The following is a 13,957-nucleotide window of genomic DNA, read 5'->3' as shown; positions in this document are numbered from 1 at the left end:
GCCCTTCTGCTAGGTTTCGGGAATCTATACAGCCTGTTGAGGTCACTTTTCTAACTTTCTTCTAGGTTTCGGGAATCTATACGGCTTATTGAGTTCATTTTTCTCCCTTTCTGCTAGTTTTCAGGAATCAATACGGCTTGTTGGGGTCATTTTTCTGTACTTCCGCTAGTTTTCGGGAATCAATAGGGCTTATTGGGGGCGTTTTTCTAACTTTCTGCTAGTTTTAGGGAATCAATGAGGCTTATTGAGTTCATTTTTCTGCCCTTCTGCTAGGTTTCGGGAATCAATACGGCCTATTGAGTTCATTTTTCTGCCCTTCTGCTAGGTTTCGGGAATCAATACAGCCTGTTGAGTTCACTTTTCTAACTTTCTTCTAGGTTTCGGGAATCAATACGGCTTATTGAGTTCATTTTTCTGCCCTTCTGCTAGTTTTAGGGAATCCATAAGACTTGTCTGCTATTTTCCCAGGAATCAATAAGCCCCAAAATTAAAAAATCCATGTTGAACGTGTTTGTTCAACATGGATTCCTTATTCAGGATCACTATTTTAATTCTCTTGACCAAACGCACTTTCATCCATATAGGAAACCTCCCAAAGATGGCCATCAAGATCCTGGAAGCTCCATCCATACATAAATCCATGGTCAGTTGGATCATTCGAAGGCTTTCCGCCAGCATCTAATGCCTTGTTTACAATCTCATCTACTTGTTCTCTACTGTCAGCTGATATGGCTACGATTGCTTCTGTATTTTTTGCTGTATCCGAAATGTCCTTCTTCGTAAAGGTCTTAAAGAAGTCTTCTACCAATAACATCACAAATGTATTCTCGTTGATTACCATGCACGTTGCATTTTCATCAGTAAATTGAGCATTAAATTCAAATCCAATTTTCGAAAAAAATTCAACAGTTTTGTTTAGATCTTTCACCGGCAAATTTAGATATAGTTGCCTTGCTTGCAATCCCATTTGACTCACCTCATTTTAGTATTCTTTCATCCATAATATAACTCATAGAAGATAAATCTGTAAAATATTATTACACAAAATTCCGAATATTTATAACATATTAACCTTCTGTTAATAAAAAAACCCGCAAGGCTATTTTCGCCTTGCAGGTTTTTTGTTCGATGGGAACTAGTTTTCCTGAATGTCTTTACGGTTTTTCTTAAATAGCTTTGATAATACTTCATAGACGATTGGTACAACGATTAATGTTAATAGCGTTGAACTTGTTAATCCGCCGATTACTGTAATACCTAGGCCTTTTGAGATTAGACCGCCGCCGCCAGAGCCGAGTGCTAATGGAATTAAAGCACCGATTGTTGCGATTGCTGTCATTAGGATTGGACGCAGACGCGTTGCTCCCGCTTCTAGTATAGCTTCGCGCATCGTCATTCCATCACGTTCCATATGAATAATACGGTCTACAAGTACGATCGCATTTGTGACGACAATACCTATTAACATTAGCAGACCCATCATGACAGATACAGAGATCGTTTCACCCGCGATTAATAAACCAACAAATGAACCAATAACCGCAAACGGCAACGAGAATAGAATCGAGAACGGCGCAACACCTTCACCGAATGTGACAACAAGGATGAAGTATACAATTGCGACTGCCGCAATCATCGCTACACCAAGCTGTGTAAATGTTTCAGTCATGTCTGCTTGCACTCCGGCAACACCAACTGTTACACCCTTAGGTAAATCTAATTTATCTATTGCTTTATCTACTTTAGATGTTGCTTTGGAAATATCATCACCAATGATTGTTCCAGAAACACTTGCATAGTATTCCCCTTTACTGCGCGCAAGGGTATTTAACGTTGTCCCCTTCTCAACTGTTACTAGTTTAGAAAGCGGCATCGTCGTGCCAAGTGCTGTTGGTACTTCTGTTGCTAAAATATCATCAACTGATTTTGGTTGTTTAGTTTGTTCTTGCTGAACGATAACTTCTAATGTATCCCCATCTTTTTCAACCGTAGTTAATACATCTTGTGTTTTATTCGGGTTCAACATCATAACAATTTGACCAGTTGTTAACCCGTACTGCAGTAATTCATCTTGTTCTACTTTAAATGTATACTCAACATAAGCATCTTCTGCACTAGAGGAAACATCTTCTAAGCCATCTGTTTCCTTCATGACATCTTCTACCATTTTTACAGCATTATTTAGTTTATCTAAATCTTCACTATAGAATGTATAGCTCACTTCATTTGTTGACATCGACATAGACGAGAAGTTCTGGCTCTTCCATTCACCAGTTTGGCCAATATTGAACACATAATCTTCAATATCCTCGCGAACTTCTGGGAAGTCTTCCATTTCAGGGTCAAAGATTAGGTACATTAATGCACCTCCGCCGCCTCCGCCCATCATTGCCGACATCTCATCGCCACTCTCAGTAACAGAAACTTGAACAATATCGATGTCATCTCGTTTTAACATCTCTTCCTCAACAGCTGCTACATTGGCTAATGTATCTTCCTTTAACTCTCCTGTTTCAGGTGTGTACGTTAAGTACATCACTTTTTCCTCTTCGCTGCCCATAAAGCTAAAGCCAATTAATGGTGTTAATGCCAAGCTGCCTGCTAGTAATACAATAGAAATAATCGACGTTATCACTTTATGGTTTAATGTCCAATTTAGAATTCCTTTGTATGATTTAGCTAGTTTACCAGCCTCTTTATGGCTGCCTTCTGTCTTTTCACTGTATAGCTTCTTCTTAAATAAGAAGTGAGATAACGCTGGTACAACTGTAATTGCTACAATTAACGAAGCACCAAGCGCAAACGTCATTGTTAAAGCGAATGGCATAAACAGTTCACCGACCATCCCGCCAACGAAGATAAGCGGAGCGAATACCGCAACGGTTACTAATGTCGATGACAAAATTGGTTTGAACATCTCAATCGTCGCTTCACGCACAAGCGCACGACCAGTTAACTTCTCTCCCTTTAAATGGAGGCGACGATAAATATTTTCCACTACTACGATGGAGTCATCGATTACACGGCCGATCGCCACAGTAATCGCACCAAGCGTCATAATGTTCAACGTAATATCCAGCCAGTTTAATAGCAATAATGCCATAAAAATGGAGACTGGAATTGAAATAATGGAAATAATCGTTGATTTAAAGTCACGCAAGAATAGAAGAATAATCAATACAGCGATTAATCCGCCAAATAATGCTTTTTCAACCATCGTTGAAACGGAATCTTCAATCGGCTTCCCTTGGTCAAGTGATACATCTACTACTAGACCATCAATCTTTTTCTCTTCATCTTTAATTAAATCCTTCACACTGTTTACAACATCAACTGTGTTTGCTTGCTGTCCTTTGACAATTTGAATCGCAATCGCATTCTCACCGTTCGTACGTGAAACAGATTGCACCTTACCTACTACTTCAATAGTAGCAATATCGCTAAGCTTCACGAATGGTGATGGCTGTGTAGCAGATGGCGTAACAGGAATAAGCATTTCCTTTAATTCATCCGCTGTCATGAACTTTCCATCAATCGCTACAGCCTGTTCACCTTCTTCAAACTCGTAAAGTCCTAATGAAACAGCCAAGTCACTTGCTTGAATCATTTCTTTTACTTTATCTTCCGTTAAACCAAGTTCAGCCATCTTTGCTTCATTATAGGTAAGCTGAACCTCTTCGATATGCTGACCAGTAATGGTCGCAGAGGCAACCCCATCGATTTTCTCGATCTTAGGAAGTAAAATTTCCTCAACTGTTGATGTCAGTTCAACAATATCCTCTTTCTTACTGCTGACACTCAATGCAACAACTGGCATCATATTCATGCTTATTGCTGTAACGGTCGGCTTCTGTGCATCTTCCGGTAAAGTCACTGCATCGATCGCAGATTCTAATGCACGTTTTGCTTCATCCATATCAATTCCATAATCATACTCCACTTGGATATTTGCCATGTTCGAATATGAATTGGAATAAACGGCTTTCACATCTTCAAGGTTTTCTACTGCTTTCTCCAATGGCATGGATATATCATTCATTACTTGTTCAGGAGTTGCACCAGGATAAACACCCATTACCATTAAGTATGGAATCGAAATATCCGGAATCGTCTCTGTTTTCATTTGCGTACCAGAATATATACCAGATACGGTTATAATTATAGTAAGCAACCATACTGCTAGTTTATTCTTCAGTACAAAATTGACTAAGCCTTTCACTCTTACACCTACCCTTAATTGACTTATTAAGCTCATTTTTTTATAATAATGACTAATAAGTCATTTGTCAACAAAAAGGCCTAGGAGCGATTATATAGATGATTAAAAAACAACTAATTATGGAGAAAGCTCTAGAACTCTTTGCACAGCAAGGAATTGAAGCTACTCCCGTCCAACAGATAACTGATTATTGCGGTATTTCAAAAGGGGCATTTTACCTATCATTCAAGTCAAAAGACGAGCTGATCATAGCATTAATTGATCATTTCATGATCCAAATCATCGCTGATATTGACTACATGGTCAAAAACACTGAGAATGATGCGGAGTTATTATATACTTTTTACTACACAACATTTCATTCTTTTCATAAGCATTCCGACTTCGCAAAAATCTTCATTAAAGAACAAACACAATCATTCAATGAAGAACTTATTGTGAAAATTCATTATTACGATCGACTAATGGAAGGCATTATCTTATCATTAATTGAGCGTTTATACGGAGAAAAGGTAGAGAATACAAAGTATGATTTAATTTATTGTATCAAAGGGTTAATGAATAGTTATTCTGCATTGTTTTTGTTTAACAATGCCCCATTAAATAGAGAACTGCTATGCCAATCACTTGTAGAAAAAACGAACCTTTTAGCCAGCCATACGTCCGTTCCATTTATAACACGTGAAGATTTTCAAATGCTTAAACACCCAATAAAAGAGGAAATAACAAAAGAGCAGATTATCGAAATGATTGAACAAATTTCTAAAGAAATAGAAGAGCCTCTTGAGAAAGAGTCTTTAATTCTATTAAAGCAACATCTGGTTGAGCCCACTTTAAGTCCCGCTATTGTGAAAGGCCTGCTTGAGAACATTCGAAAACATCCTCATTGTAAATGGGTTTCTTACTTGCTCTTTAGATATTATGAAATTGAATAAAGAAAAGGCAGAATGCTTACTACTTGCATTCTGCCTTTCTTATTATGTGATAATTTTTGATATTTCTAAACATTCGATACTCTAGTAAAATAGAAAGTATCATAAAAGGTATCTTCCGGAGGAGAATTTGCATGCTCGAACTGCTGCTGACTATGCTTGAACGACTTGGAATTATCGTGACTATTGCATTTATCTTAACTCGATTTCAGTTCTTCCGGGATATGATCTACGGAGAGAAATTAAATAGGTACCAGCAATATACGGCCATTCTATTTTTTGGCTTTTTCGGCATTATTGGCACCTATTCTGGACTTTCCTTAAATACCGATACACAAGTTTTTAACCGGTGGGCAACCGAGCTTTCCTCAGATGAGGCCCTTGCTAATTCAAGAGTCATTGGTGTTGTACTCGCTGGACTGCTTGGGGGCTATAAAGTTGGGATTGGAGCTGGGTTAATCGCAGGGATTCACCGCTTTACCTTAGGGGGATTTACTGGTATTGCATGTGGATCTGCCACGATTATCTCTGGCATTCTCGCTGGATTTTTCCATTGGAAAAATAAGCATGTTAAGCTGACCACCGCCTTTTTTATAGGAGCCTTGGCAGAAAGTGTACAGATGCTTATTATTCTATTCATTGCTCGCCCACTTGATAAGGCTTTTACTTTAGTTGAAATTATCGGACTCCCCATGATCATCGCAAACGGATTAGGCTCAGCACTTTTTCTGCTTATTATTAAAAATGTTATGAACGAAGAAGAGAAGGCAGGAGCATCACAAGCCCAATTAGCACTGCGGATTGCTGATCAAACGCTTGTCTACTTGCGAAAAGGCCTTAATACCGATTCGGCTCTTGCTGTTTGTACAATCCTGCATAACGAAATCCAAACAAAAGCTGTTGCTCTGACGAATTTGACTGATATTCTCGCACATGTAGGTGTTGGTGATGATCATCACAAGCCAAATAGCCCCATTCAGACTCAGATAACAAGAGATGTCATCCAAAACGGAAAAATGATTGTGGCAAACGATCAAACCATTCATTGCCGGGTATCTAGTTGCCCGCTTGGCGCTGCTGTCATTGCCCCGTTAAAACAGAGAGGCGAAACAATTGGGACACTTAAATTCTACTTCAACAATGACAAGGAAGTAACGAGTCTGGCTATTGAGCTGATCTCCGGCCTCAGCGAACTTCTAAGTAACCAGCTTGAAATTTCTGAGGCAGACAAAGCGTATCAGCTGGCGAAGGAAGCAGAAATTAAAGCACTTCAAGCACAGATTAGTCCTCACTTTTTATTTAATTCATTAAATATCATTGTTTCCTTAATTCGGATTGATCCTGATAAAGCTCGAAAACTGCTTGTGTCTCTGTCCCACTTTTTAAGACAAAACCTATCAACAACAACTGTCAACAAGACTACGCTTGAACAAGAGCTTAAGCACACAAAGGCATATTTATCAATTGAAGAAACCCGCTTTGTAGATAAACTGAAGGTCATTTATGAAATTGATGAAGATGCTCTTCTCGAAAAAATCCCCCCTTTAACGTTACAGCCAATTGTAGAAAATGCGATTACGCACGGAATTAAGGACAGGGATCACGATTGCATTATTAAGGTTTCTATAAAAAAACAACACACAATGACATACGTAAAGGTAATCGATAACGGACATGGAATAAATGAAGAAAAAGTAAAAAGAATTGGTAAAGAAACGATTCAGTCTGAATCAGGCTCAGGACTCGCACTTTATAATGTGAATCGAAGACTGACAATGATGTTTGGAACGAATTCGGCTCTTTTCATCAAAAGTGAGCTTGGTAAAGGCTCTACAATAGGCTTTGCCATTCCACGAGCGGAGGAAATTATAAATGGGGAATACAATCAAAGTGTTAATAGCTGATGATGAACGGTACAGCAGGGATGAACTAAAACATTTACTAAAGGCATTTTCTTCGATACAGGTAGTTGATGAAGCAGAATCTGGGGAGACCGCTGTTATGAAAGCAGTCCACCTTCAGCCAGATGTCGTGTTTCTCGATGTTGAGATGCCAAAAATGAATGGGATGGAGGTGGCTAAATCGTTAATGGCACTAAAAAAAGTCCCATTAATCATTTTCGCAACCGCCTATCCGCAATTTGCAGCTGAAGCCTTTCGTTATGAAGCAATCGATTATTTACTAAAGCCGTATGACGAAGAAATGATTAGACAAACGGTCCAGCGAATTGAAAAGCAATTACTTCCTGCAGCTAAACACGAAAGGATAAAAACAGCTGGAAAACTCGCCATCGAAGAGGATGGAGAAATCATTTATGTTGAACCAAAAGATATTATCTATATGTATAGAGATGATAAGGTGTCCAGAATCATCTCTAAATCCAGAAACTATGAAACAAAAATATCGCTTAAGGAGCTGGAAAGCCGTCTAATTCCATTCTCCTTTTTCCGGATACATAAAAGCTACCTAGTGAATCTGGAATTTGTTGCTCGGCTTACTCCATGGTTTAATGGTGCCTATCAACTCGAACTGGAGAATCGAAAGGAAATGCTATCTGTCAGCCGAAACTATGTGAAGGCATTGAGAGCACGTTTAGAAATTTAATGGTTGTCAGATAATACAGAATACTAGTGCATCTTAATCTGCATTACCTGCCTTTTAATCAGTCATTTTTGCATTTTAGACACAAAATAGCCACATATAAATCTAGCTCTCTTATACTTTATGTAAACGTATTCAATTTTCCCAAGGAGGTTTTTTATGTTTACATTTCTCGCTTGTATCGCACTTTTAATTATTGGTTATTTTACTTATGGAAAATATGTGGAAAAAATGTTTGGCGTGAAAGCGGCACGTCCGACACCAGCCCTAACTCAAGCGGATGGCGTCGACTACATTCCAATGAGTACAAAAAAGAATTCATTAATCCAACTGCTTAATATCGCCGGAACAGGACCTATTTTCGGGCCAATCATGGGCGCACTTTATGGACCGGTTGCTTTTATTTGGATCGTCATCGGCTGTATCTTTGCTGGTGCTGTTCACGATTATTTAACTGGAATGATTTCCATTCGTAACCGTGGGGCTCATCTGCCTGAACTTGCGACCAAATTTCTAGGGAAAGCGATGAAGCATGTCGTTAACACATTTGCTCTTTTGCTTCTATTATTAGTTGGAACTGTATTTGTTACCACTCCTGCAGATCTTCTTTACGTTCTAATGGATGGCAAAGTAGCCTTATTTCTAATCGTCGGAGCCATTTTCATTTACTACATTTTAGCTACACTTTTACCAATTGATAAAATTATCGGTCGCCTTTATCCATATTTTGGCGCATTATTATTAATTAGTGCTGTTGGTGTATTTATCGGATTACTCGTTACAGGCGCCAATATTCCGGAAATTTCTTTAAGCAACTTCCATCCTGCCAATGCACCGATTTTTCCGTTACTATTCTTTACAATCACTTGTGGTGCCCTTTCAGGCTTCCATGCTACACAAACACCCATTATCTCTCGAACTACACAAAATGAAAATCAAGGCCGCAAAATTTTCTATGGCATGATGATTGCAGAAGGAATTATCGCTATGATTTGGGCTGCGGCTGCTATGAGCCTATTCGATGGCTATAACGGATTGAACGATCTATTGGCTGCTGGCGGACCAGGGCTAATCGTGAGTGAAGTGTCTAAAATGATGCTTGGCGGTATTGGTGGAACACTTGCTGTTCTTGGGGTTGTTGTCTTGCCAATTACATCAGGTGATACTGCTTTCCGAAGTGCACGTATGATTATCGCTGATTATATCAATTTTGCGCAGAAGAAAATTTCAAGCCGGTTATGGATCGCAGTTCCACTTTTTGTCATTTCAATCGCGTTAACTCAAATAGATTTTAATATTCTTTGGAGATACTTCAGCTGGGCCAACCAATCGACAGCTGTTATTGCTTTATTCGTTGGAGCAATGTACCTATATATCGCTAAGAAAAATTACTGGGTTTCACTCATACCTGGAACCTTTATGCTAGTCATGGTTTTAGCCTATATATTAAATGCTCAAATCGGGTTCCGTCTGCCGATGACTACTTCATGGATTGGTTCTGCCATTGGCACCGTCATCCTTGTCGCCTTATTCTTCCATACTGCTAAAAAGAACCGATCACTTGCCCTTCCGCTCGAAGATGATGTGTCTAACTGGAGAAAGGCAGCCTAATGGGCTGCTGCAATCCTAATTATCGTAAAACGGTGAATGATCAAGAAGAGATAGTAAACCTCAAGGGAAATGACTCACTTCCTATATTTATAAAAATCATAATTATAGTCATTGTCATTTCGGGAGGTTTGTTAACAGTTAGTTTAGTATAGTCAAATACCAAAAGTGCACGTTTCCACGTGCACTTTTAAATTGAAATAGGAGGCAATCGAATGAGAATTTTGGTCGTTGGAGCAGGAGCCATTGGTGGATACTTCGGCGGACGTCTGATGGAAAAGGGAGAAGAGGTTACCTTCCTAGTTAGAGAGAAAAGAAAGCAGCAGCTTGACCAGAAAGGGCTATTGATTGAAAGCGTCCATGGGGATCTGAACTTGGAGCCAAAGACTATTTTGTGCGGAGAAAGTGCGGAGCCATTTGATGTTATTCTTGTGTCGACAAAGTCTTATCAGCTCGATGGGGCAATAGAAAGTTTTCGCTCCTATGTAAATGAAAACACGATGATCCTGCCCCTTTTAAATGGGTATGCACATCTTGATAAATTTGTTAATGAATTTGGTGAGGAACGTGTCCTAGGAGGCTTATGTTTTATCGAAGCTACACTTGATCACAGTGGAAAAATCCTTCAAACTAGTCCTGTTCATGAGTTAGTTTTTGGCGAAATAGCAGGGCGAAAAACAAATCGTATCCTCTCACTTCAAAAATCTTTTTCAGGGACAAAAGCGGCCTTTACTCTTTCCGAAAATATCGAACAGGATATGTGGCATAAATATTTATTTATCACGACTTTTTCTGGGGTCACTTCCCTATTCCGCTCACCGATCGGACCTATCCGTGAGCATGAGCACGGCCACAAAACTATTCAAATACTTCTAAAGGAAACAGCCGCCATCATGAGGGCCATTGAAGCACCTATTGATATCCATATTGAAGAAACTCAGATGAAAAGAATATTTGGACTTAATTATGGAATGAAATCTTCTCTGCAAAGAGATATGGAGAAAGAACAGCAAACAGAGGCCGATCACTTCTTCGGCTATCTTCTTCAGCACGCAGCAGAAAAAGGAATCGAAACTACCCTACTCTCAGCCATATATGCAAATTTAGCAGTGTATGGGGCAGGTCTCGTATCTCCTAAATAGACAGAGGGACAAGGTTTCTTTTCCCTCGTCCCTGTTAATCAGCTATACGGATTTTCATTTCAACAATATATTCATGTTCGTTTGGAGAATAATTACTTGACGTAAATAATTCATAAATATCTCCCGTTACTTGAAGATTGTGATGGGAGACATAATCCATTATTTTTTTTAAGCTAGAGAAGTATACTTCTGGAGAGAATGTATAGTAAATACAAGCATAACGGCCCTCTGGTATTTTCGAAACCTCTATCTCAGTGGAAATAGTGGAGATTCGTTTATCTGTTAAAATTGGTGTAAAAATCTTTTTGTAGGTAATTTCATCAAGATGGGAATATGGCTGATAAGAAATAATCGCCCCATAGCTATTATTGATCACTCCCTCTTCCGCCTCAACAATTCGTTTCAATTCACTATACGATGCGTTTAAAAGATCTAAAGGATTTAAATTTTTGGCAGCCGCTTGTATAATGCGCATCTCTTCCTCTTGCCGAATAACCACTTCACCAAAAACGGGATAGTTCAACTGTTTTTGAATACGTCTTTTTGCATGCACCACATTTTGCTGAATCTCTCTTAAACGAGCAAGCTGAGCCTCAATAATCTCTTCTTGTTCGTTCATAAACTGCAGTAAATCTTCCCTTTTTAACCGCTGAACCTTTTTTATATCCTCTAGTGATGTGCCAATGTATTTAAGCGACTTAATTAAATCTAAGTGATATAGCTGTAAATCTTTATAATATCTATAGTTTGTTTCCGGATCGACGTAAGCAGGTTTAAATAAACCAATTTGGTCATAGTATCGGAGTGTCTGAATCGAGACATTCGCCAATTTTGCTACATCACCAATTGTATATAACGTTTCTTCCATTCCATCATTTCCTTTTAAATAGGATGAGCTTGTAATTTTTTTATAAACCCATTTTTCTATCTTACTTCTTGGGGTTTTACCTTCTGCATTTGTTCAGGTTGTTTCCAAACAACTGAAAGAGCAATACCAATCACCAAAAAGATTGCAGCAAAGTAGAACGGATAATTTAAATCCACATCAAAAAGAATTCCGCCGACAATAGGACCAAATACATTACCAATACTTGTAAACATAGAGTTCATCCCGCCAACAAATCCTTGCTCGTTACCAGCAATTTTCGATAAATAGGATGTAACAGCTGGGCGCATAAGGTCAAAACCGACAAAAATAACAAAAGTAACAATTAAAATGCTTAAATAGGAGCTAGCGACAGTCATTACCACTACAAGAATTGCTGAAAAAACAAGACAGTAGCGGATCAAACGGATTTCACCAAAGTATAAAGTTAACCGGTCAAATAATGCAACCTGTGCAATCGCCCCAATAATCGCTCCCCCTGTAATAGCAATCGCAATATCCTTTGGTGTAAAGCTAAATTTATGATCAACAAATAGGGAGAATAATGATTCAAATGAGGCTAAACCAAATGCCGAGATTAAAATGATCATAAAAGCAATAAAATACATGGGTGCAAATATTCGTTTCATTCCCGACTTTTGCTCTTCTGCTTGCTCTTCATGATTTCTTTCTGGTTCACGAAGCGTAATAGTCGATAATATCGCAGCAACTAACGCCAGTAATGCTGCTGAAAAAAATGGAATACGCACGCCAATTTCAGCTAAAAACCCTCCTATTCCCGGTCCAATGATAAAACCGGTAGAAATAGCTGCTGACATATACCCTAATGCCTTCGGACGTGTTTCAACTGTTGTAATATCAGCAATAAACGCGGTTACCGCAGGCATAATAAACGCAGCACTAACCCCGCCAAGCATCCGAGAAATAAAAAGCACTTCCACTGTTTTTCCAACACCAAATAACAGTTCTGAAACACTAAAAAAGAGTAAGCCTAGAATGATCATTTTCTTACGGCCAAATTTATCAGCCCATCTGCCTGCAAGAGGAGATAGAAGTAATTGTGAAACAGCAAACGCTGCGACCATATAACCAACAACTGATCCTGATAGATGCAGTTCATTCATAATTGTTGGCAAAACCGGGATGACAAGGCCAATACCTAGAAATGCTATAAATAAATTCATCAATAAAATGGCTAGTATCGTATTTTGATTTTTCATCTTTTACCTTCTCACTTTCTATCCAAAACGTATAAGAAATAATATAAACCCTATAGTAGCTATAGAGTCAATCATTTTATCGCAACGCTTTGTAAAACACAAAAAATGGAGCTCCTATATATTAGGATCTCCATTTTAATATTTCTTATTGTGCGGTTAATCCACCGTCAACTACAAACTCAGAACCTGTGCTGTAGCTGGATTCATCTGAAGACAGGAATAAAACAAGATTAGAAACTTCTTCAGGATTAGCCACTCTTCCTGCTGGAATATATTTGGCAAATTCTTTAATTGCCTCTTTTGAATCTTCTTGTACGATCATTGGCGTTTCAATCACTCCCGGGTGAACGGAATTAACACGAATACCGTATTGTGATAATCCAAGCGCAGCTGCTTTTGTCATTCCTCTTACTGCAAATTTTGTATCTGTATATCCGATCGCACCGCCAACAAGGCCGTTAATGGATGAAATATTTACAATTGAACCGCCATTGCCTTTTTTCATCGAAGGGATAACTGACTTCATGCCAAGAAAAACAGAAACCTGATTAATATCAAGAATTCTTCTGTAATCCTCTTCTGAGGTTTCTTCAATTGATTTATTCATACTGATGCCTGCATTGTTCACTAATACATTAACAGGACCATAGGCTTTTTCAGTTTCTGCAACAACCTCTTCCCAATTTGCTCCTTTAGTAACATCCAGCTTAATGAATTTCGCACTTTCTCCTAGTTCATTTGCTAATGCTTGTCCTTCTTGTTCAAGAATATCAGCAATCATAACTTTTGCGCCTTCTTTTACAAAAGTGCGTACATGAGAAGCCCCCATTCCACGTGCCCCACCTGTAATAATCGCAACTTTTCCATTTAATCTGCCCATGCTAATTCCTCCAATATATTATTTTATATGTGATTCTTCCTATCATGAATACTTCTTACCAGCTTCTCTTGAATCATTAAATATTGATCGATTTCCTCTTCACTCAATACTTCAAAAAGTTGTGTAAAAACATCTTTGCCAATCTTCTGCGCTTCAGTCAGTGCTTGTTCTCCAGCAGCTGTTATCTTCAACTGAATGATCCGACGGTCATTCTCGTCATATAATCTTTCAGCAAGACCAAGGTTAACAAGCTTTGTTGCAATATTTGTCATGGCTCCTTTTGTATAGCCAACCGTTTCTGCTAATTCTACCTGCTTCTGCGGTCCTTTGGTACGCAGCTCACTTAGTACCAAAATTGGCGAAATGCCAAGCGGATAAGGAAACGCCTTTGTAAATCTCATGATGTTATCGTTATTCATTTGTTCAATTGCCTGAATAAGCTTGAAAATATTCGTTTGATTCAAAAAAT

11 protein-coding genes are annotated in these 13,957 nt (G+C 38.6%); 5 read left to right on the top strand and 6 right to left on the bottom strand.

The annotated features are described in order from the left end of the window. Window positions 1-547: 547 nt before the first annotated feature. Together ASU02_RS21625 and ASU02_RS21620 are read right to left on the bottom strand one after the other, a co-directional pair. Complete coding sequence (locus tag ASU02_RS21625; protein WP_057767504.1) at window positions 548-967, bottom strand: VOC family protein; 420 nt, start codon at window positions 965-967, stop codon at window positions 548-550. 168 nt (window positions 968-1,135) lie between these two features. Beyond that, entirely contained in the window at window positions 1,136-4,219 is a 3,084-nt protein-coding gene (locus ASU02_RS21620; RefSeq protein WP_057767503.1) for an efflux RND transporter permease subunit, read from the bottom strand. 98 nt (window positions 4,220-4,317) lie between these two features. On the opposite strand from ASU02_RS21620, the gene ASU02_RS21615 reads away from it, so the two are divergent. The 5 genes from ASU02_RS21615 (at window position 4,318) to ASU02_RS21595 (ending at window position 10,502) form a co-directional block, all read left to right on the top strand. Then, complete coding sequence (locus ASU02_RS21615; protein ID WP_057767502.1) at window positions 4,318-5,154, top strand: TetR/AcrR family transcriptional regulator; 837 nt, start codon at window positions 4,318-4,320, stop codon at window positions 5,152-5,154. Window positions 5,155-5,285: 131 nt separating this feature from the next. Then, a complete protein-coding gene (locus tag ASU02_RS21610; protein ID WP_057767501.1) occupies window positions 5,286-7,055 on the top strand; it encodes a sensor histidine kinase in 1,770 nt (589 codons plus the stop codon). Beyond that, window positions 7,024-7,755 carry a LytR/AlgR family response regulator transcription factor gene (locus ASU02_RS21605; RefSeq protein ID WP_057767500.1) on the top strand — a complete coding sequence of 244 codons (732 nt, stop codon included), beginning with the start codon at window positions 7,024-7,026 and terminating at the stop codon, window positions 7,753-7,755. The genes ASU02_RS21610 and ASU02_RS21605 overlap by 32 nt, the downstream gene beginning before the upstream one ends. Window positions 7,756-7,911: 156 nt before the next feature. Then, window positions 7,912-9,363 (top strand): carbon starvation CstA family protein, encoded by a 1,452-nt coding sequence (locus ASU02_RS21600; protein ID WP_057767499.1) that lies wholly within the window; start codon window positions 7,912-7,914, stop codon window positions 9,361-9,363. Between the two features lie 212 nt (window positions 9,364-9,575). Beyond that, the gene (locus tag ASU02_RS21595; RefSeq protein WP_057767498.1) at window positions 9,576-10,502 is read left to right on the top strand and encodes a ketopantoate reductase family protein; all 927 of its coding nucleotides are present in this window, start codon (window positions 9,576-9,578) and stop codon (window positions 10,500-10,502) included. Between the two features lie 34 nt (window positions 10,503-10,536). Here the strand turns inward: ASU02_RS21595 and ASU02_RS21590 are convergent, their stop codons facing one another. The 4 genes from ASU02_RS21590 to ASU02_RS21575 form a co-directional block, all read right to left on the bottom strand. Further along, a complete protein-coding gene (locus tag ASU02_RS21590; RefSeq protein ID WP_057767497.1) occupies window positions 10,537-11,370 on the bottom strand; it encodes a MerR family transcriptional regulator in 834 nt (277 codons plus the stop codon). Between the two features lie 56 nt (window positions 11,371-11,426). After that, on the bottom strand, window positions 11,427-12,608 hold the full coding sequence (gene norA, locus ASU02_RS21585; RefSeq protein ID WP_057767496.1) for a multidrug efflux MFS transporter NorA: 1,182 nt from the start codon (window positions 12,606-12,608) through the stop codon (window positions 11,427-11,429). A gap of 145 nt (window positions 12,609-12,753) precedes the next feature. Further along, window positions 12,754-13,488, bottom strand: coding sequence for a glucose 1-dehydrogenase (locus ASU02_RS21580; RefSeq protein ID WP_057767495.1), 735 nt, complete (start codon window positions 13,486-13,488; stop codon window positions 12,754-12,756). Window positions 13,489-13,511: 23 nt separating this feature from the next. Then, window positions 13,512-13,952, bottom strand: coding sequence for a MarR family winged helix-turn-helix transcriptional regulator (locus tag ASU02_RS21575; RefSeq protein ID WP_057767494.1), 441 nt, complete (start codon window positions 13,950-13,952; stop codon window positions 13,512-13,514). Between the last annotated feature and the right edge of the window lie 5 nt (window positions 13,953-13,957).

This window comes from Cytobacillus praedii (genome assembly GCF_001439605.1).
GTDB lineage: Bacteria > Bacillota > Bacilli > Bacillales > Cytobacillaceae > Cytobacillus > Cytobacillus praedii.
Note: the sequence above shows the minus strand (reverse complement) of the source record. Positions and strands in the feature narration are given on the sequence as shown.